17 protein-coding genes are annotated in these 19,262 nt (G+C 49.6%); 13 read left to right on the top strand and 4 right to left on the bottom strand.

From position 1 onward, the window contains the following. From OB13_RS04065 to OB13_RS04020, 10 genes are all read left to right on the top strand, one after another. A partial coding sequence (locus OB13_RS04065) for a hypothetical protein (protein WP_461488868.1) occupies positions 1 to 380 on the top strand: 380 nt, incomplete at its 5' end. Beyond that, a complete protein-coding gene (locus OB13_RS04060) occupies positions 361 to 1,476 on the top strand; it encodes a glycosyltransferase family 4 protein (protein WP_461488867.1) in 1,116 nt (371 codons plus the stop codon). The genes OB13_RS04065 and OB13_RS04060, both read left to right, overlap by 20 nt. 73 nt (positions 1,477 to 1,549) lie before the next feature. Continuing rightward, positions 1,550 to 2,692, top strand: coding sequence for a glycosyltransferase family 4 protein (locus OB13_RS04055; protein WP_461488866.1), 1,143 nt, complete (start codon positions 1,550 to 1,552; stop codon positions 2,690 to 2,692). Then, on the top strand, positions 2,676 to 3,923 hold the full coding sequence (locus OB13_RS04050) for an O-antigen ligase family protein (RefSeq protein ID WP_461488865.1): 1,248 nt from the start codon (positions 2,676 to 2,678) through the stop codon (positions 3,921 to 3,923). Before OB13_RS04055 ends, OB13_RS04050 begins: the two co-directional genes overlap by 17 nt. Before the next feature lie 56 nt (positions 3,924 to 3,979). Then, the gene (locus OB13_RS04045; RefSeq protein WP_461488864.1) at positions 3,980 to 5,362 is read left to right on the top strand and encodes an undecaprenyl-phosphate glucose phosphotransferase; all 1,383 of its coding nucleotides are present in this window, start codon (positions 3,980 to 3,982) and stop codon (positions 5,360 to 5,362) included. A gap of 216 nt (positions 5,363 to 5,578) precedes the next feature. Continuing rightward, complete coding sequence (hisS, locus tag OB13_RS04040) at positions 5,579 to 6,976, top strand: histidine--tRNA ligase (protein ID WP_461488863.1); 1,398 nt, start codon at positions 5,579 to 5,581, stop codon at positions 6,974 to 6,976. Positions 6,977 to 6,985: 9 nt separating this feature from the next. Beyond that, the gene (gene hutH / locus OB13_RS04035) at positions 6,986 to 8,497 is read left to right on the top strand and encodes a histidine ammonia-lyase (protein WP_461488862.1); all 1,512 of its coding nucleotides are present in this window, start codon (positions 6,986 to 6,988) and stop codon (positions 8,495 to 8,497) included. A gap of 164 nt (positions 8,498 to 8,661) precedes the next feature. Further along, positions 8,662 to 10,608, top strand: coding sequence for a T9SS type B sorting domain-containing protein (locus OB13_RS04030; protein WP_461488861.1), 1,947 nt, complete (start codon positions 8,662 to 8,664; stop codon positions 10,606 to 10,608). A gap of 173 nt (positions 10,609 to 10,781) precedes the next feature. Beyond that, on the top strand, positions 10,782 to 11,117 hold the full coding sequence (locus OB13_RS04025; RefSeq protein ID WP_461488860.1) for a YbaB/EbfC family nucleoid-associated protein: 336 nt from the start codon (positions 10,782 to 10,784) through the stop codon (positions 11,115 to 11,117). Beyond that, positions 11,107 to 12,129, top strand: coding sequence for a glycosyltransferase family 2 protein (locus tag OB13_RS04020; protein WP_461488859.1), 1,023 nt, complete (start codon positions 11,107 to 11,109; stop codon positions 12,127 to 12,129). The genes OB13_RS04025 and OB13_RS04020 overlap by 11 nt, the downstream gene beginning before the upstream one ends. A gap of 1 nt (position 12,130) precedes the next feature. On the opposite strand, the gene OB13_RS04015 is transcribed toward OB13_RS04020, so the two are convergent. After that, a complete protein-coding gene (locus tag OB13_RS04015; RefSeq protein ID WP_461488858.1) occupies positions 12,131 to 12,349 on the bottom strand; it encodes a PspC domain-containing protein in 219 nt (72 codons plus the stop codon). Positions 12,350 to 12,482: 133 nt separating this feature from the next. Between OB13_RS04015 and OB13_RS04010 the strand changes: the two genes are divergently transcribed. Then, positions 12,483 to 14,264, top strand: a complete 1,782-nt coding sequence (locus OB13_RS04010; protein ID WP_461488857.1) for a tetratricopeptide repeat protein — start codon at positions 12,483 to 12,485, stop codon at positions 14,262 to 14,264. Positions 14,265 to 14,290: 26 nt separating this feature from the next. Beyond that, a complete protein-coding gene (locus OB13_RS04005) occupies positions 14,291 to 15,334 on the top strand; it encodes a pyruvate dehydrogenase complex E1 component subunit beta (RefSeq protein WP_461488869.1) in 1,044 nt (347 codons plus the stop codon). Positions 15,335 to 15,454: 120 nt separating this feature from the next. Here the strand turns inward: OB13_RS04005 and OB13_RS04000 are convergent, their stop codons facing one another. Continuing rightward, a complete protein-coding gene (locus tag OB13_RS04000; protein WP_461488856.1) occupies positions 15,455 to 16,408 on the bottom strand; it encodes a YihY/virulence factor BrkB family protein in 954 nt (317 codons plus the stop codon). Positions 16,409 to 16,545: 137 nt separating this feature from the next. Further along, complete coding sequence (locus OB13_RS03995) at positions 16,546 to 17,265, bottom strand: class I SAM-dependent methyltransferase (RefSeq protein WP_461488855.1); 720 nt, start codon at positions 17,263 to 17,265, stop codon at positions 16,546 to 16,548. 236 nt (positions 17,266 to 17,501) lie between these two features. Between OB13_RS03995 and OB13_RS03990 the strand changes: the two genes are divergently transcribed. Then, positions 17,502 to 18,035 (top strand): DinB family protein, encoded by a 534-nt coding sequence (locus OB13_RS03990; RefSeq protein WP_461488854.1) that lies wholly within the window; start codon positions 17,502 to 17,504, stop codon positions 18,033 to 18,035. 223 nt (positions 18,036 to 18,258) lie between these two features. Here the strand turns inward: OB13_RS03990 and OB13_RS03985 are convergent, their stop codons facing one another. After that, on the bottom strand, positions 18,259 to 19,158 hold the full coding sequence (locus OB13_RS03985) for a PhzF family phenazine biosynthesis protein (protein ID WP_461488853.1): 900 nt from the start codon (positions 19,156 to 19,158) through the stop codon (positions 18,259 to 18,261). Positions 19,159 to 19,262: the final 104 nt, after the last annotated feature.

Raw genomic sequence — 19,262 nt, 5'->3', positions numbered from 1 at the left:
ACCTTAAGAAACACTACATAGCTGGAGCAGGTGTAGGTTCTCAAGGAGCCAGCGGCGACCCGGCTAAAAAAATCATCACGGACGGTTACTGGTTTCAGCTATTGTTGGAAAATGGCATTTTGCTCGGACTGCTATACTTTGCCTTTTATGTCAGTTGCTTCCTTTTTGCTCTACTGTCCTTTTATAAAACAGACAACTTATTGCTAAGGCAGTTATGCATGGCATTTATTGCTTTCAGCACATATTTCTATGCGGCCAGCTTCCTCAACTCCGGATTTGCAGGAAGAACCAATTTTGTAATCTACTGGGTGATATTCGGCCTTTTGGTAGCACAATATATAATAGTAAAGTACAGTCGCCATGCACTCTCTAGTCATTGATGCTCGCATGCTTAATTTCTCAGGTATAGGCGTATACCTGAGAAATATTATACCATTCCTGTCTCTAGAGTTTGATTTGAAGCTACTAGGGGACGAAAAAGAGCTATCAATTTTTGCGGGCTTGCCTCATACCTCTTTCCTTGCGGCCAAAGCACCTATCTATTCTATTAGGGAACAACTTGAGCTCAGGTCTAAAGTGCCGCCATGCGATGTTTTCTGGTCTCCCCACTACAACATACCCCTGCTACCAATCTCTGCGCGCCACCGGGTGGTCACAATCCACGATGTCTACCACCTGGCATATCAGCATGCCTTAACGCTGCCTCAGAAAATCTATGCCAAAGTCTTTTTGAATGCAGCCGTCAGTTTGTCTGATAAAGTGATTACGGTTTCTAATTTCTCTAAAAGCGAAATTGTGAGACTGGCCAAGGCAAGAGAGACCGATGTGGTAGCGATTTACAATGGCGTAGATAACCAGAAATTCGCAGACGCTGGCAGTATACAGTTTTCACTGAACAAAAGTCTTGCTCATGTCCCCTCCGGTGCTAAGTACATTCTGTTTGTTGGAAATGTAAAGCCCCACAAAAACCTAGTTACACTCCTGAAGGCGTTCTCCACACTGCTGGAGGACAATTTCGCCCACAATTTAGTCATAGTAGGCAAGAAAGAAGGCTTCATCACAGGCGATAACCAAATAGCTTCCTTGCTTGAGGAGCATGTGCGACTAAAAGAAAGAGTTATCTTTACAGGCTTCATTGAGGATGAGGACTTGTCCCAGATTTATAGGAAGGCTGCTGTTTTAGTGTTTCCGTCAGTATATGAGGGTTTTGGTTTGCCGCCATTAGAGGCCATGGCAAGTGGTTGCCCGGTAGTCGCCTCCGCAGCAGCTAGTATACCGGAAATATGTGGAGACGCGGCAGAATACTTTGATACATTGGACCATCTTTCCCTGGCAGAAAAACTAAAGACTGTGCTTTACTCTGAGACGAGACGGGCACAGCTTATTGCCAACGGATATGAGAAAGCGAAGGAGTACCAATGGGAAAAGTCAGCCCAAAAACATTTAGCCGTCTTCAAACGACTAATTATCGAGTAGCTTAACTCGCATCTGCGGTTTAAGCACGAAGCATGTTCGCTGAAGCTTCAGATTGCAAGAATTTAATATAAAAATGAGAAATTTGAAAGTAGCTATAGTTCATGAGTGGTTTGTAGACTACTCCGGGTCTGAGAAGGTTGTTGAGCAGTTACTCAACATATACCCGGAGGCTACCCTTTTTTCTGTCATAGATTACATGCCAGACCATCTACGCAGGCATCTACATCACAAGAAGGTCAACACTACTTTTATCCAGAAGCTTCCTTTCGCTAAAAAGCAGTACAGAAATTACCTGGTGCTAATGCCCCTAGCCATTGAGCAACTGAATGTTTCCGAGTTTGACCTCGTCATCAGCAGTAGCCATGCCGTGGCCAAAGGCGTCCTGACTCATGCTAACCAAGTTCATGTCTGTTATTGCCACTCCCCTATCCGCTACGCTTGGGACCTGTACCACCAGTACATACATGAGGCCGGGCTGAACAAGGGAGTCAAGGGATTTCTTGCCAAGCTCATTCTGCACTACATCCGGAACTGGGACTACACAACAGCAAATCGAGTGGATTACTTTGTCGCCAACTCCAACTACATAGCCAGAAGAATCCACAAAGTTTATAACAAGAAGGCCACAGTTATCTACCCACCCGTTGATGTGACGGGATTTGAGCTGGTTGATGAAAAGGAGGATTTCTATGTGACGGTCTCTCGCATGGTGCCTTACAAGAAGATAGATATTATTGTGGAAGCTTTCAGGGGCATGCCTGACAAAAAACTCATTATTATCGGTGATGGACCTGACTTCAATAAAATAAAATCAAAGGCGACACGCAATGTCACTTTAATGGGTTACCAACCCTTTGACGTGCTCAAGAGCCATATGCAGCGGGCGAAGGCATTCATATTCGCTGCAGAAGAGGACTTTGGTATTACCCCTGTAGAGGCACAAGCCTGTGGAACACCTGTAATAGCATTTGCCAGAGGCGGTGCAGTTGAAACCGTGATTGATGGCATTACTGGAATATTATTTCATGAACAGACAGCCACTGCACTGTTAGATGCGCTCCGCCAATTCGAAGAGGGTGGCCTTATCTTCAATGCCCACACGATACGTGAAAATGCCTCCAGATTCAGTACCGACGTATTCAAAAAAACGATTGCCTCCTTCATAGAAACCAAATTACAATACTCGACAGCGAATTCCTATGCTTCGGAACATTGATAGAATCAAGTTGAGCAAAGATGGTTTCCTGGAGATGGCCCTGCTAGGATTTACTTTATCGATGCCCTTCAAGATTCAGGTCAACTCCGCTTTCCTTATCCTGGCGACTATATTATGGATATTTAGTGGCCATGCGCTTTCAGACTTGAAGTCTATTCTCCAGGAGAGACTGTTCCAGCTTTTCATGTTGCTTTACAGCCTTTACATAGTAGGAGTTTTTTACAGCACCAACACAAAATCGGCTCAGTCAGAACTTGAGATGAAAGTCTCCCTTCTGTTGCTGCCTGTCATTTTCTTAGTTGGAGTTCGCTCTCAGAAGAACCGGAATCGCTATTTATGTGCATTTACATGGGCTTGCTTTATGGCCTCTTTGGTCAGCATCCTGCTCCTGCTGCACAAAATCTATTTCCAGGGCTTGTACAGAATGGAAGGGCAGGCACTCAATATCGATTGGGTATACTTTTCTTACCATCTCCCAAAGCAGATTGATTTTCACGCCCCCTATTTCAGTATGTATATGGTGATGGGGATGTTCATAATCAGCTACTCCCTTATGAGCAATATTTCCACCATTTACAGCAGAAAAGCCATAGGCCAAGCTTTGTTGTTAATCTACTTTTTCACGTTTACTATTTTCCTGGCCTCCAGAACAGCCTTAGTCTCAGGCATTGTTATTTTATTCACAGCCGTGCTGGTCTATTTCGTGCTGAAGAAGAGTTACAGCAAGGTAGCTCTGCTGATAGGGCTCTCCATTGTTCTGTTCGGTTTTCTGTACATTAACACTCCCTACCTTAGGCGAAAAATGGAGCAGGGTGTCGGTGTAGACCAACGGCAACAAATCTGGCAGGCAGGTATCGACCTAATTAAAGAAAACTATATACTAGGGGTTGGGCCTGGGGATACAAAAGATAGGCTGGCAGATCAGTACAGCGATATGGGGCTTGAAACAGAGGCCCAGTACCGCCTAGACCCTCACAACCAGTACATCCAGGTTTTCCTAGCTCTTGGCATACTTGGTATACTCACATATTTAGCCTGTTTGCTATATATATTTAATATATCTATCAGAAATAAATTATATTTGCTAACAGGGTTTGTAATCCTTTATGCACTAAGTGGGCTTACTGAGAGTATTTTCAGTACACAAAAAGGAGTAATTTTCTTTTCTTTCTTCACAAGTGTCTTAGTATTCGGAAGAAAACATGATGCTACGGATAAAGTGAATGACTAAACTCCTTTCTCTTTTGCCATGTAATGCTTTTTCTGATTTTCAAGGTATAGATTTAAATGCCAGGCTTATACAACAAATATATTAAACCGCTGCATGCATCAGGAGATGCTGCATCAATAGCTGTTTCGTCCATAGCAGCTTATATTCTTGTATACGGCAATGTAAATTTTTACCAGTCTACGCGTTATCTCGAGCTTCTCTTATTTGCTCTACTTTCCTGGTTAATCTGTACTTCCTTACTGGGCACTTATAAATTCTACAGAGTCACCAGAACCGACAAAGTTGTTATCAATGCATTAAAGGTTATTCTGCTTTATATCCTCCTTATTGAGGCAACGTTGAACATCATCAACGTAGAGACTGTGCCGCGCAGTTTTCTAATCTACCATTATGCAATTTTGACAATTTTGGTGGTTGCCTACCGTTTTACCGTAATTACTGCTTTACACTATTACAGAAAAAAAGGGTATAACAACCGCAAAGTCATCATTGTAGGTAATGGTAAAACCGGGCAGGAACTAAAGCGTTTTTTTAAAACGCATCCTGAACACGGTTATCATTTTATTGGTTTCTTTGATGATAAGTTGACAGGAGACCCGTGGGTAATAGGCAGGGTTTCAGAAATTGAAAGTTTTGTAATTGAGCATGAAATAGATGAGATATATTGTTGTCCTTTTGAGCTCGAAAGGGATCAGGTTGTCCGGCTCATGAACTTTGTGGATGACAACCTGATCCGTATGAAGTTTCTGCCTGAGCCGGGATCTTTTCCCTATGCAAAGCTGAAGATTGATTTCTACGACATGCTTCCTGTCCTGATCTTCAGGTCTATTCCATTAGATGAAACGATCAACAAGGTCGCAAAAAGGGCTTTTGATATTGCTTTCTCCTCCTTAGTCATACTTTTCTTCTTATCCTGGCTGATTCCTTTACTTGCTTTACTAATTAAATTGGATTCCAAAGGACCTATTTTTTTTGGTCAGGAACGCTCGGGCATTAATTATAAAACATTTCGCTGCTGGAAGCTTCGGTCGATGTATATCAACAATGAAGCTAACTCTTTACTGGCAAAACGGGGAGATTCACGCATTACACCTATCGGTGCTTTCCTTAGAAAAACTAGCCTCGACGAACTTCCGCAATTTTTTAATGTACTTATGGGGCATATGTCTATCGTAGGGCCTCGTCCTCACATGCTCAAGGTGAACGAAGAGTATGCACTTGTTGCTGAGAAGTATATGGTGCGCCATTTTATAAAGCCCGGTATTACCGGTCTTTCTCAGGTACGCGGCTATCGTGGAGATACTTCTGCTGATTATCAAATCCGTGGCCGTGTGAAACTGGACATTTTCTACCTGGAAAACTGGACTTTCTTCCTAGACTTAAAAATCATCTTCTATACGGTCTACAATATGCTGCGCGGCGAGGATAATGCTTTTTAAGCCAGCCTAGTTCAATCAGACTGATTGTCATCCATTTATCCGAAGTAAATCATGGCTATACCTATACCTGGATTAGGACTGCAGGTGATTTACCGAAACACATCACTTACCTAACGATAAATAAATCCAGGCCATTTCTCTCTCCTTTCCCTCCTATTTTAAAATCACTTCCCGCATTTGCTCCTCTTTTAGTAACTTCGCTGCAAAGTAGAAAGCATGAGCAAAGAAAAACCATCCATACCGAAAGGAACCCGCGATTTTGGCCCTGCTGTCGTGGTCAAACGCAATTATATATTTGGCGTGATCAAGCGCACCTTCGAAAAGTACGGCTACCTGCCGCTCGAAACCCCGGCCATGGAGCAGCTGTCTGTACTCACGGGGAAGTATGGTGATGAAGGCGACCAGCTTATCTTCAAGATCCTCAACTCCGGCGATTTTCTCTCCAAGACTCACGCCGGTGATATTGAAAAGGGATCTAAAAACCTGATCAGGAAGATCTCGGAGAAAGCCTTACGCTATGACCTGACCGTGCCCTTTGCCCGCTTTGTGGTGATGAACCGCAACGAGATCAGCTTTCCGTTCAAGCGCTATCAGATACAGCCTGTTTGGCGTGCCGACCGTCCGCAGCGCGGACGCTACAGGGAGTTTTACCAGTGCGACGCCGACGTGGTGGGCACCAACTCGCTGCTTTGCGAAGCTGAGATCGTCCAGATGATCGATGAAACGTTAGGCACACTCGGTCTGACCGATTTCACCATTAAAATCAACCACAGAGGTATACTGGCAGGTATAGCCGAGGCCATCGGCGAGAAGGGACGGGAAGGCGATATCTGTGTGGCCATTGATAAGCTGGACAAGATCGGCGCGGAAGGTGTGCGCAAAGAACTGCTGGAACGCGGTATCGCTGCAACTGCAGTGGACAAACTGGAGCCGCTTTATAATTTGGCTGGCTCCAACGAAGAGCTACTGGACCAATTGGAAACGATCCTGGGCAATACAGAAGAAGGCCATCGGGGACTGAAGGACCTGCGCGAGGTATGGCAATACCTGGGCCAGTTGGGTAGCGACGCGCTCACTACCGGAAATCAATCCGGCAACCCGCGCCTGCAGCTGGATGTTACCCTGGCACGAGGCCTCTCCTATTACACCGGTTGCATCTTCGAAGTGAAGGTGAACAACGTGAATATGGGCAGCATCAGCGGCGGCGGCCGTTACGACAACCTCACCGGTATGTTCGGCATGCCAGGTGTGTCGGGTGTGGGTTTCTCGTTTGGCGTGGACCGCATATACGATGTGCTCGAAGAGCTGCAGCTGTTCCCGGCACGTAGCGAAGTGGGTACCAAAGTGCTGATCGTGCAGTTTGACAAGGAGTCGGAAATGTATGCCCTGCCGCTGTTGCAGAAAATGCGTGATGCCGGTATTGCCTCGGAGCTATACCCCGAAGCTGCCAAGCTGAAAAAACAGATGAGTTATGCAGACCAGAAAAAGATCCCGTTTGTATTGCTGATCGGTTCAGAGGAAATGGCCAGCGGCAAGCTGAAACTGCGCGACATGCAGACCGGCGAGCAGGACGAACTATACATCGATGCTATCATTGCGCAATTAAAACTCTGATCATACGCCATGAGTGACGTACACCACATCTCCAGCCAGCACCTGAGCCTGCAGCAGATCGAGACTATCCTCTCACAAAAGTATAGCCTGGCCCTGTCGCAGGAGGCGGAAGCGCGCATAGTGCATTGCCACGACTACCTGCACCGCAAGATAGCCAGCACCGATAAGAGCATTTATGGCATCAACACCGGTTTCGGCTCTCTCTATAAAAAGCAGATCTCACCGGAGAACCTGGAGCAATTGCAGCGCAACCTGGTCATGTCGCATGCCTGTGGCACCGGCGATGAGGTACCGGCAGAAGTGGTGAAACTTATGCTGCTGCTCAAGATCCAGTCCCTGGCCTACGGGCACAGCGGCGTACAGCTGCAGACGGTGAAACGCCTCCTTGACTTTTATAACCGTGACATCTACCCGGTCGTGTACCAGCAGGGTTCGCTGGGAGCCAGCGGAGACCTGGCACCCTTGGCGCATCTGTGCCTGCCCCTGATCGGGCTCGGGGAAGTGCATTATCAAGGGTATAGGCTGGAGAGCCGGCACGTTCTGGAGATGTTCAGTTGGGAGCCTATTGCCTTGCAGGCAAAAGAAGGACTGGCTTTGCTGAATGGGACACAGTTCATGAGTGCGTATGGCGTATACTGCCTGCTGCAGGCCAACCGCCTCTCGCACACAGCCGATGTCGTGGGAGCCCTGTCTCTGGATGCGTTTGACGGACGTATAGAGCCTTTCAATCGCCTGATCCACCAGATCCGACCGCACCGGGGCCAATTGCAGACGGCCGAAACCTTCCGACAGTTGCTGCAGGGCAGTGAACTGATCGAACAGCACAAACAGCATGTGCAGGACCCTTATTCCTTCCGCTGCATTCCGCAGGTGCATGGTGCCTCGAAAGATGCTATCCGGTATGCAGAAGAAGTATTTCTGACCGAGATCAATTCGGTGACCGATAATCCCAATATTTTCCCGGACGAGGATGAGATCATTTCGGGAGGTAACTTCCATGGGCAGCCGCTGGCCCTGGCCCTGGACTTCCTGGCTATTGCGCTGGCTGAGCTGGGGAGTATATCGGAACGCCGTACGTATCAGCTGATATCCGGATCAAGGGGACTGCCGGACTTCCTGGTGGCGGAGCCCGGACTCAACTCCGGCTTCATGATCACGCAGTATACGGCAGCTTCCATTGTGAGCCAGACCAAGCAACTCTGTACCCCCGCCTCCATCGATACCATACCTTCCTCCAACGGCCAGGAAGACCATGTCAGCATGGGCGCTAATGCGGCTACCAAGCTTTACAAGGTCGTGCAGAACGTAGAGCGTGTACTGGCCATCGAGCTGATGAATGCAGCGCAGGCCATGGAATTCCGCCGGCCAAAAAGAACTGCACCGCCGCTCGAGGAGGTGGTCGCCAACTACCGGAGCCAGGTTCCCTTTGTGTCTACTGACCGGGTGATGAGTCCTGACATAGAGAAGAGTATCGGCTTCCTGAGAGGCTACCGCATGGTGGCTCCTCTTGCCGCTGGTTAATGCATGCGTACTATGCTAAATCGGCACAGGCTATCGTTTTAAGGTATAGCCTGTGCCAATTTATATCTCCATCCAGGTATAGAAGTCTGAATTTCGGCCTCAGGCTTCCTTCCTTTGCTCCGCTTAAGTATATTCGTAGCATACGCTGATTAGCAACCTATACCTTGAGGCTACTCCTTTTTATATTTTTATTCTTCGCTGCTATACCTGTCTGGTCTCAAACCGGTTGCTTCAAAGCTATTCAAAACGGCAAGGAGGTAACGGTGATCTGCACTGGCATGCCTGTTTACTTCGAAGACTGCACGCCCAACCCCGACCCGGAGGCCGTTATTTTTTATGATCCCGGGCCTGCTGCCTTCAACTCTACCAATTTCGACGAAAGCAAACTTGTAAAAATAGGGAGCGACAAAAGCTACCAGCATACCTATACCCAAGCCGGTACTTACCGCATCACTCAGATCATCAATAAAAAAGGCGGCGGGGGGACTACCATCTTTGAACGTACATTCGAGGTAAAAGCTGCTCCCGCACCCACTTTTAAAACCACCAGCTGCGCCAACCGAAGCGTGCAAGTTAACATCACCGATACCAACTATGATCTCTTTGACATCGGTTACGGCGACGGCACTACCCGGAGCAACTTGAAAGCCGGCGTACAGCCTGCTTATACCTATACGGCTGACGGTCCTCATACCCTCACCGTTACGGGCAGGTATAGCGGTGCGATCTGCGAAGCCACCAGCCAGCAGACCATAGAGCTCTTGCATGCCGCTGCGGCACCGGTTATTACGAGGCTGGAAGTGATTCGGGAGGAGACAGCCGGTGAAATAGCTTTAAACCTGGAAAGCCTTCAGCCGGGCTACTACTATGTGGTGGAACGTTCCGGTGCTGCTACGCCCAAATATCAAACAGTTGACACGATCCGCTCTGTTACCCAGAACTCGCAAAATGACTACCGCTTAACCGGCATTAATACAGTTGAAGCCAGCCGTTACCGGGTGCGCCCCGTCGACCGATGCGGCACTCAAATCACAGCTGTTTCAAAACCGGTGAGTAGCATCAGCCTCAACGTCGCTGCCGGCGATGAACTGGCTACATTGAACTGGACAGGCTTCCGGGAAGAAGTCCAGCGCTACGAGATCAGCCGGGACGGAAACGCACTCCAGACACTTGATCGCACTATTCAAACATATACCGACCGCAACCTGAGCTGCGGCCAGAACTACTGCTACAGTGTCTCCAGTACATCACCGGACGGCAGAACTGTTTCCATCTCAGCCCAAAAATGCCTGACCGCGACCTCCACAACGCCTCCGCCTGTGGGCTATCTGTATACATCCTATGATGACAATAACCAGGTGGTACTTGCCTTCACCGTTCCGCAAGGGCATGCAGCAGAGCAGGTGCAGTACGAGCGAAGTATAGAAGGAGCTCCTTTTAGCCAGCTGATCACTTCCGAGCAGACGCAGCTGACTGATCAACTGAAGGCACCGACGGCGCTCTGTTACCGCGCCAGCTATACTAACCCCTGCAACCTGAAATCTGCTCTCAGCAACACCAGCTGTCCCGTTTTCCTCAAAGTAGTATCGCCTGAGAGCGCACCTGCTGTGACGTTGGGCTGGACGGGCTACGTTGGTTTTCCGGATGGTACAGGCGATTATACCGTAGAATTACTAGATGACAACAACCAGGTCATCAACAGGTATCCCGCCACGGCAAATACCTTCACCGACCGCAATCTGAGTGATGAGGTACAGGTGCTGCGCTATCGTATCCGGGTAACTTCCGGCAATGGTACGGCTGTTTCCTACTCCAACACCGAGACGGTGAAGCAGCCGCTGCAGGTGCATGTGCCCACTGCCTTTACGCCCAACCACGACGGACTCAATGATGTGCTGGAAGTAAAGGGCAAATTCATCCGGGAGTTCCGCATGCTGATTTACAACAGCATGGGCCAGGTCGTATTTCAGTCCGATGACAGAGCCTCAGGCTGGGACGGCACTTACCAGGGCAAGCTGCAACCCGCCGGGGCCTACGCCTATGAGATCAACATTGTGACAACGGGCGGCGAAGCAAAACGCAGGACCGGTACGGTGAATTTATTACGGTAACAGGTATAGCCGGTAGCTGGCAAGTGGTGCGTTTGGTCAGTCCGGTCCGTGTTTTCTGCCGGCATGCTTCAGCGGTATAAATCCTGCATTTTGTGATTATGCTTGTATATTTGTGCAAGCCAAAAGGCGAATTGAACGTTATGATCTTAAACACTCTAAAAAGAAGGTAAACTATGTTTGATATGATGGGCATGATGGGCAAGATGAAAGAAGTCCAGGCCAAACTGAAAGAAGCACAGGACAACCTGCAGCACGTAACGGTTACAGCCGAAGCGGGGGCAGGTCTGGTGAAAGCCACTGTGAACGGGCAGCGCAAGCTCCTCAAGATTGAGATAGATGACTCTATCCTGAACACCAACGACCGCGATATGGTCAATGACCTGGTAGTGGCTGCCGTGAACAACGCCATGCTCACAGCTGCCGAGCGGGCACAGGAAGAAATGAAAAAACATACAGAAGGCTTGTTACCTAACATCCCGGGACTAGATTTAGGAAACTTTGGCCTCTAGCACCAGCCTCACGGCTATTGTTATACTCAACTGGAATGGACTCCGCTACTTGCAGGAGTTTCTGCCATCGGTAGTGGCAAACAGCACAGGCTGTGAAGTCATTGTGGCTGACAATGCCTCTACCGATGGTTCCATCTCCTTTCTGCAGCATCAGTTCCCGCAGGTGCGCATCATACAGCATACCGCCAACCTGGGCTTTTGTGAAGGCTACAACGAGGCGCTGCGTAAGGTGGATGCCAAATACTATGTGCTTCTCAACTCAGATGTCGCGGTAACACCCGGCTGGACGGAACCAATCATCCACCTGCTGGAGCAGCAGGAACACATCGCCGTTTGCCAGCCCAAGATCAATGCACAACAGCATCCGGACTTCTTTGAATACGCCGGTGCTGCCGGAGGTATGCTGGACACGCTGGGATACCCTTATTGCCGGGGACGCCTCTTCGAAACACTCGAAGAAGACCGTGGCCAGTACAATGACATAGAGGAAGTATTCTGGGCTACTGGTGCCTGCATGTTTGTCAGGGCATCCGTGTATCATGCCCTGGGTGGCCTGGAGCCTGCTTTTTTTGCCCACATGGAAGAAATAGACTTCTGCTGGCGCGCCAAAAATGCGGGCCACAAGGTGATGTATAACGGCCACAGCCAGGTATACCACGTGGGCGGCGGCACCCTGCACAAGTCAAATCCTCGCAAAACATTTCTGAATTTTCGCAACGGCATGGCCTTGCTCTATAAAAACCTGCCCGCCCGTGAGCTTTTCACAACCATCGTGCTCCGTATTTTGCTGGACTGGGTTGCGGCCTTCCGTATGGTAGTGGCCGGGCAGCGGGCAGACGCCAAAGCAGTGCTCGATGCACATGCTGATCTGCTGCGCAACAGCGGCTACTGGCGCAGGCGTCGAAAAGAACAGCGGATGAAAGGTAATTTTCCGGCTATGACCGGCGTTTACAGGGGGAGTATCGTGTGGGAATATTTCGTAAAGCAGAAACGAACGGTGCGGGATCTATAAGCTACAGATCCCAGACAGAACTCCGCTCACGACGCAGGTGCTTGCTTACGTTCATCCAGAAAGCCAGTATAAAATAAATAATGACCGGCGATCCGAAAGTCAGAAACGAGACATAGATAAAAGACAAACGAATGCTGCTCGATGCAATACCCAGCTTCTCTCCCAACATGGCACAAACACCAAAAGCCTGAGATTCAATAAAGTATTGTAGTCGTTTCAAGTGCGTGTTGTTTTAAATTTAAAATTAAGAATAAATCATACTTTTTTCAAAACAAATTGATCAAAGTACGGAACAGATAACGTATCAGCATGCTCGGTAGTGTCTTTATTACGATGAATGCTGCAAACTGTATATGAAACAACTAAAAAAATCTACGACAAAGTTCCTTCCTGTTGCGGTGCTGCTCCTGATGGCAAACACCGGCTGTACGCTCTCCCGAATGGTCAAGCATGCAAAAAAGCAGGAAATAACTATCCTACCCAATCCCTTGACAGCAAGCGGCGAAGCGGTTAGCTTCGAAATGAAAGCGACGCTGCCTGAAAAGCTCCTCAAAGAAAATTACCGCTATAAGATCGATGTGGTGTATGAGTATGCCGGGCAAAAACGGGAGCACGTAGGTGCCCTGAACTTTGACATTGGCGAGTTTCTGTACGAAAACGGCAAGCCAACGATTACCAAACAGCTGTCGTTCCCATACGCTCCCAACAAGGACAAGGGTCGCCTGCTGGTACAGGGCACAGCGATAGATAAACGCGAAAGCGATAAGGTAAAATATACCAAAGAGGAGCAGGTGGCAGTAGGCCTACTGACCACTCCCCTGCTGATCGTGCGCAGCAACGCCTTCGGGTACATCCCGGATACCTATAAGGCGACAGCCGAAGGCCCAGCAACCCTTACTTTCTTCTTTGACGAAAACAAGTATACGACAAAGAGCTACCTCGGCTCCAACCTGGCCGTGCTTGACCAGTACATCCTGGACAATGTCGGCTCGCAAACCCTCACCATCACTGGCAGCCAGGCACCCGATGAAAAAGGAACGGACCTGGCCTCCAGGCGTGCCAGGGCCCTGGCAGATTATTACCGCAACAAGCTGAAGGTGCTCGATTACTCAGGCAAAAAAGTCGACATCAAAACCGCCGTTATACCTCCTAACTGGGAAGCCCTGCTGGAGAAAATAGACAAATCTGCTCTTCCGAAAGCGCAGAAACAGGAAGTAGCAGCTATTCTGCAAGGCAACGGCACTGACCGGGAAAAGCAGCTGGCCCTGCAGAAGACGCAGGCGCAAGACTACATCCAGCAATACATCTACCCGGCTATGCGGTACGCCAATGTCGAAATAGACTATAACCGCAGCCGCAAATCGGACTATGAGCTCTACCTGCTGGCCAGGCGCGTCGCCGAGGAGACCGTCCCTGCTGATGTGCTCACCGAAGAGGAACTGCAGTATGCCGCTACCCTCACGCCCCTGCTCGCAGAGCGCCGGAAACTGTATGAAGCAGCTGTGAAAACGACGGACAAATGGCCCGCATACTACAACCTGGGCACCGTATACACGGAAATGGCTCAAAAAGACTACCGGCCGGAAGCCAAAAAGGCTTTGCTTGCCAGCGCCATTACCAACCTGAATTTTGCCGGTTTCCGGAACCCGACGGCAGAGGTAAACTACGCCCTGGCCAGTGCTTATCACCTGCGTGGCGACAAACAGGAGGCATTGCAGTTTTATAATTACGCCATCAAACTGGGTAGCTCACAAGAAATGCTGCACCGCATATTTGCCGATAAGGCTGCGCTGGAAATTGAATTGGGACTATACGATGACGCCATCGAAAGCCTCACCTATGCCGGCGATAGCTACCAGACCAACATGAACCTCGGGCTCAGCTATTTGCTCAAGGAAAACTATGAAGGTGCCCAGGGGTTTTACGAGAAAGCGCTGGAACAGAAGCCCGAGGATGCCCTGGCACATTATTCCCTTGCCATCGTAGGCGCTCGCCAGCAGAACGAAGGCCGCCTGACCATACACCTGAGGCGGGCCATCCGCAGTGACCGCACCTTTATGGAGAAAGCGCTGAACGACCTGGAATTCACCGCTTACCGCGATAAGGCAGCCTTCAAAGATGCACTGTTGCGGTAACTTAGGCACTATAAAAGCAAAAGCACATTGCAAATTGCCAGACTTATCTTAATTTTACCCACAGAACCGAGAATAAAACACATTATATGCGAAGTATACAGTTTAGAGAAGCCCTTCGTGAAGCTATGTCAGAAGAAATGCGCCGTGATAACAGCGTATTCCTGATGGGTGAAGAAGTAGCCGAATACAACGGAGCTTACAAAGTAAGCCAGGGCATGCTGGATGAATTTGGTCCGGAGCGCGTGATTGATACCCCTATTGCCGAACTTGGATTTGCAGGTATAGGTGTGGGTGCCTCCATGAACGGGCTGCGTCCTATCATTGAGTTCATGACATTCAACTTTTCGTTGGTAGCGATTGACCAGGTGATCAACTCTGCCGCCAAAATGATGTCGATGTCAGGTGGTCAGTACTCCTGCCCGATCGTATTCCGCGGGCCGACCGGTAGCGCCGGTATGCTGTCTTCCCAGCACTCCCAGAACTTTGAGAACTGGTATGCCAATACACCGGGTCTGAAAGTGGTGGTTCCATCCAACCCGTACGACGCCAAAGGCCTGATGAAATCGGCTATCCGTGACAACGACCCGGTTATCTTCATGGAATCGGAGCAAATGTACGGCGACAAAGGCGAAGTGCCGGAAGAAGAATACCTCATCCCGATCGGCGTGGCGGATATCAAGCGCGAAGGCACCGATGTGACCATCGTATCGTTCGGCAAGATGATGAAAGTAGCTTTGGCTGCGGCTGAAGAACTGGCAAAAGACGGCATCAACGCCGAGGTGATTGACCTGCGTACCGTTCGTCCGATCGACTATAAGACGTTGATCGAGTCTGTGAAGAAGACGAACCGCATGGTCGTGGTAGAAGAAGCATGGCCGCTGGCCTCAATCTCTGCCGAGCTGGCGTACCATATCCAGAGCAATGCCTTTGATTACATGGATGCACCGGTGAAGCGAGTTACCTGCCGCGACGTGCCGCTTCCTTATGCTCCAACGCTGATCGAAGCGTCTCTGCCAAACGTAGGGCGCACGGTTGAGGCTGTTAAGCAAGTGATGTATCAGAAAGCTTAAGGCTATACCTATACCTGCCATCCGGGCAGTATCATAATCAAAACGACCCCAGCGCTATATGTGCTGGGGTCGTTTTGATTAGGGGATCATCCCTCTGTCCGGTCGTTGCAGACGATGCTGCTAATTCAAATCTGTATTGGATTTTGTTTTGACTTCCTGGCTACCGTCTTCGTCCGTTTCTATCTCCTGTTTTTCTACTTTTACAGCCGTATCCGTAGGCTCTATACCTCTGTCATGTATCTCGGAGTATACCTGCGTAAACTCCGCTCCAAGCAGAAAGATAATGGAGGTATAGTAGACCCACACCAGGATCAGCACCAGCGAACCCGCGGCGCCATAGGTATCGGCCAGCGGATCGTGCTGAAAATAGATGTTGAGTACATACTTGCCCAACGCAAACAGGACAGCCGTCACCACAGCTCCTATCCATACGTTTGGCCACCGGATTTTGGCATCCGGCAATACTTTGAAAATGGCGGCAAAAATAACGGTCGTGACAAGGACGGAGAACAGGATGTTGGCAATGTTGATCAGGTATACGGCTATACCTGAGAACTCCTGTTGCAGGAAATTGTAGACAAGCCCCAGCACGACATCCAGCGAAAGCGACACCAGCAGCAGAAACCCGAAACTTACGATAAGTGCCAGCGACAGCACCCGGCCTACTACAAGCTTCACCCATCCTTTTTCGGGTTTGGCTTTCACTTTCCACATCGCATTCAGCGAATCCTGCAGGGCAACAAACACGGTGGTGGCACTGAAGGCCATCACCAGCACTCCTACGATCGTGCCGATGGTGCTTCCCTCCGATTGACTGGCATTTTCAATGATGCTCTGGATCTGATCAGCGCTTTTACGTCCGACGATGCCCCCGATCTGACTGACGACTTCGCCCCGCACAGCCTCCTGCCCAAAAGCCGCTCCTGCTATGCGAATGGTAATAATCAGGACGGCAGGCAGGGAGAATATCGTGTAAAAGCCGATAATAGCGGCGTAGTCCAGTGGATTATCGTCTATGAATTTCTTGAAAGTCTGTTTGGTTACTTCCCAGTTTGTCTTAAACTTCTCCTTCATAATTACCTGATGCTTGCTATACCTGGTGCTATCTGGCTGGCATACCTGCCAAGGCTGCCAGCTATTCTCCTAGTACGCGCATACGGTAAAGCAGGGTATCTGATCTGAAACAAGTCATTGAAACCGGTTCAGGGGCTTCAGTCGGCCTGACGGACCAGCCGGGCCAGGTAGTTACCCGATTCGCCTTCGTACAGGTGCTCGAAGGTATAGCCATGCGCCTCCGCATAGTCCTGCAGGATAGAGGGGTCGATGAAGAGCCAGTCAAACTCACCGCTTTGCTGCTCCTTGTAGCGCATGTTGTAGCGCACCTCGCCATAATAGCCGGCGTTGAGGTCGAGCAGTACCGAGCCGTCTTCGTCTTCGAACATGTAGAGTATATCCGAAGACTCCAGCAAGAGCTGCCCTCCCGGCTTCAGCAGTTTTTTAGCATGCTCCAGGAAGCGGGCCAGCCCCTCCAGGTTACCTGCTATGCCGATCCCGTTCATGAGGAGCAGCAGGGTATCATAGTCCGGGGTATCCAGATTGAAAACGTCGGCTTGCAGGACCTGCCGCACGCCACGTTGTGTCAGCACTTCGGCAACCCCGGCTGATATATCCAGAGCAGTCACGTCCAGCCCACGCTCCTGCAGCACCAGGCTATGGCAACCGGCGCCTGCCCCCACATCGAGTATACTGCCCCGGCACTGCTCCAAAGCCAGGTGTTCCAGCTCCGGCATCTCGTCCAATTCCCGGAAAAGATAGGCCACCGGAATCTCATCGTCTTCGGTCAAGTTGCTTTCTACCACAATCTTAGCCTCTTTGCTACCCTGCAGATAGTCCTGCATGGCCGTGCCCATCGGATCATTGTTCAATTTCATTCGGTATCAGATTAAAGGCGCAAAGAAAATACTATTCCTGCTTTAATTAAAATGTATTTTGAACTTATCTAATTATATAACTTATCTTATATTTACATAGACCACTTACAGTCAGCTTATTATAAATAAAAAATAGAACTGTATGGTTGCATCAATCAAAAATTTATGTAGATTAGCCCTGCATATTTGACTCTACTATACCTATGAACACAGCTACATTCAGTCACATTCAACTTATGAATCCACAATTAGAAGCGCAATACCTAAAGCTGGAAGAGACGCGCAACCAACTTCTGGACGATTTGGAGGGGTTGGACGATGAATTCTTAAATACGCCTCCTGCAGCGGGCAAATGGGCTGTCAATCAGATCATAGCGCACCTGATACAGGTGGAACAGCTCACCAACAGTTACATCCAGCGCAAAGTACAGAAGCAGGAAACGCTGGGCGACGCTTCTATTGCGCATACCTTCCGGTCGTTGCTCCTCAAGCTGGCGCTTCACTCGGGCATGAAGTTCAAAGCACCGGATGCGGTGGCTGCCGTGCCCGACCGGTCCTCCCTTTCTGCTCTCCGATCACAATGGGACAACAGCCGCTACCACCTGGAAGACACCCTGACTGAGCTGCCACGCGAATTACTCGACAAATGCCTGTTCAGGCATCCGTATGCCGGTCCCCTTTCCATTACCCAGACCATGTCTTTCCTGCAAGACCACTTTCACCACCACGCCCGCCAGATTTCCCAGATACGTCATCAACTCATCAAGTAAATCTCATAGTTTTACCATTGCCCGGTTGATGCTATACCTGGCGCTGTTCCTTCTTTTGGAATAGTCGGATAACCGGCTCGATACTACCGATGCAAAGTCTGGGCTGGAAAGCGCTGTTCTGTGACCAGGCCGGCAGCTGTTTTCCGGTTACCGGATAGTTTGTATAGGCCGGTTGGCAATCCCGAAGTCGATCAGGCAGATTTTGTGTGGACGATCCGTTTTCTTACAGGGCGAACTCACCAAGTTCCAGCTGTTTGATCACCAGACCGGAGCCACCGGCCCGAAGTCCCATAATGGCGCCCTGTTCATCCAGTTTGAGCTGTACCTCGATCTGGCTCGGCGATGGGTGCGCCATGAGATAGCCCTGATGGATGAGGAAGCTCGGCTTGTGCACCTGCAGGTAGTCGTGGAGGTAACAGGCCAGTGGGCCGGCTGCCATACCGGTAGCGGACTCCTCTGCTATACCAAAGCTGGGTGCAAACATGCGGGCGGTGGCATCCGCCTCACCGATTTGAGTGGTAAATACATAAAAGCCAACCAGCCCTGCCCTTTCCGAAATAGCTTTTATCTGGCTCTGTTCAGGCTGCAGGTTGCGCAAAGCCATTACATCCTGAACCTGAGCCAGCAGGAAAGGCATGCCGGTACTGGCAATAAGTGGTATGTGTTCAAAAATATACCCGGCTGGCAGCCCCAGGGCAAGGGCAACTTCGTCCGGGTTGATGGCAGCCTCGGCCAGTGAGGTATAGCTGGGGGCCAGCTGCGCCTGGTATACCTTGTCGTTTTCATAGCTGATCTGCCGAGGCCCTTCAATTGACTCCTTGATGGCACTGCCATTGGGAAGCAGGCCCTTCTGCCAGAGCAGGCTAAACGTGGCTACTGTAGCATGGCCGCAGTGGGGTATTTGTCTGATGGGGGTAAAAAACTCCACTTTTACATCTCCCAGCTCCGAGGCAGACACAAAAGCTGTCTCGGATAGTCCCAGTATGGCAGCTATTTTTTGCTTGCGTTCCCGCGTGAGCTTGTCTGCGTTCAATACGACACCAGCAGTATTGCCGCCATTCGGAGCACTTGTAAAAGCTTTTACCAGGTATAGTTCCGGAGTAATCTGATCAGTAGTAATCATATCGAATGTATACTTAGTAAGGTGACAAATTCAGTGACCTGCAGGTTTTCGTAGCAGGTAGCATTAGGATTTCAGAATGCGAACATCATTCCTGAATGTTCGAT

The organism is Pontibacter sp. HJ8 (assembly GCF_054824225.1).
Note: the sequence above shows the minus strand (reverse complement) of the source record. Positions and strands in the feature narration are given on the sequence as shown.

Bases quoted from the DNA above. Each gene is read 5' to 3' on its own strand.
- OB13_RS04050 (WP_461488865.1), top strand. From the start codon at position 2,676: ATGCTTCGGAACATTGATAGAATCAAGTTGAGCAAAGATGGTTTCCTG.
- hutH (WP_461488862.1), top strand. From the start codon at position 6,986: ATGAGTGACGTACACCACATCTCCAGCCAGCACCTGAGCCTGCAGCAG.
- hisS (WP_461488863.1), top strand. From the start codon at position 5,579: ATGAGCAAAGAAAAACCATCCATACCGAAAGGAACCCGCGATTTTGGC.
- OB13_RS03995 (WP_461488855.1), bottom strand. From the start codon at position 17,265: ATGAAATTGAACAATGATCCGATGGGCACGGCCATGCAGGACTATCTG.
- OB13_RS03990 (WP_461488854.1), top strand. From the start codon at position 17,502: ATGAATCCACAATTAGAAGCGCAATACCTAAAGCTGGAAGAGACGCGC.
- OB13_RS04000 (WP_461488856.1), bottom strand. From the start codon at position 16,408: ATGAAGGAGAAGTTTAAGACAAACTGGGAAGTAACCAAACAGACTTTC.
- OB13_RS03985 (WP_461488853.1), bottom strand. From the start codon at position 19,158: ATGATTACTACTGATCAGATTACTCCGGAACTATACCTGGTAAAAGCT.
- OB13_RS04060 (WP_461488867.1), top strand. From the start codon at position 361: ATGCACTCTCTAGTCATTGATGCTCGCATGCTTAATTTCTCAGGTATA.
- OB13_RS04055 (WP_461488866.1), top strand. From the start codon at position 1,550: ATGAGAAATTTGAAAGTAGCTATAGTTCATGAGTGGTTTGTAGACTAC.
- OB13_RS04010 (WP_461488857.1), top strand. From the start codon at position 12,483: ATGAAACAACTAAAAAAATCTACGACAAAGTTCCTTCCTGTTGCGGTG.
- OB13_RS04045 (WP_461488864.1), top strand. From the start codon at position 3,980: ATGCCAGGCTTATACAACAAATATATTAAACCGCTGCATGCATCAGGA.
- OB13_RS04025 (WP_461488860.1), top strand. From the start codon at position 10,782: ATGTTTGATATGATGGGCATGATGGGCAAGATGAAAGAAGTCCAGGCC.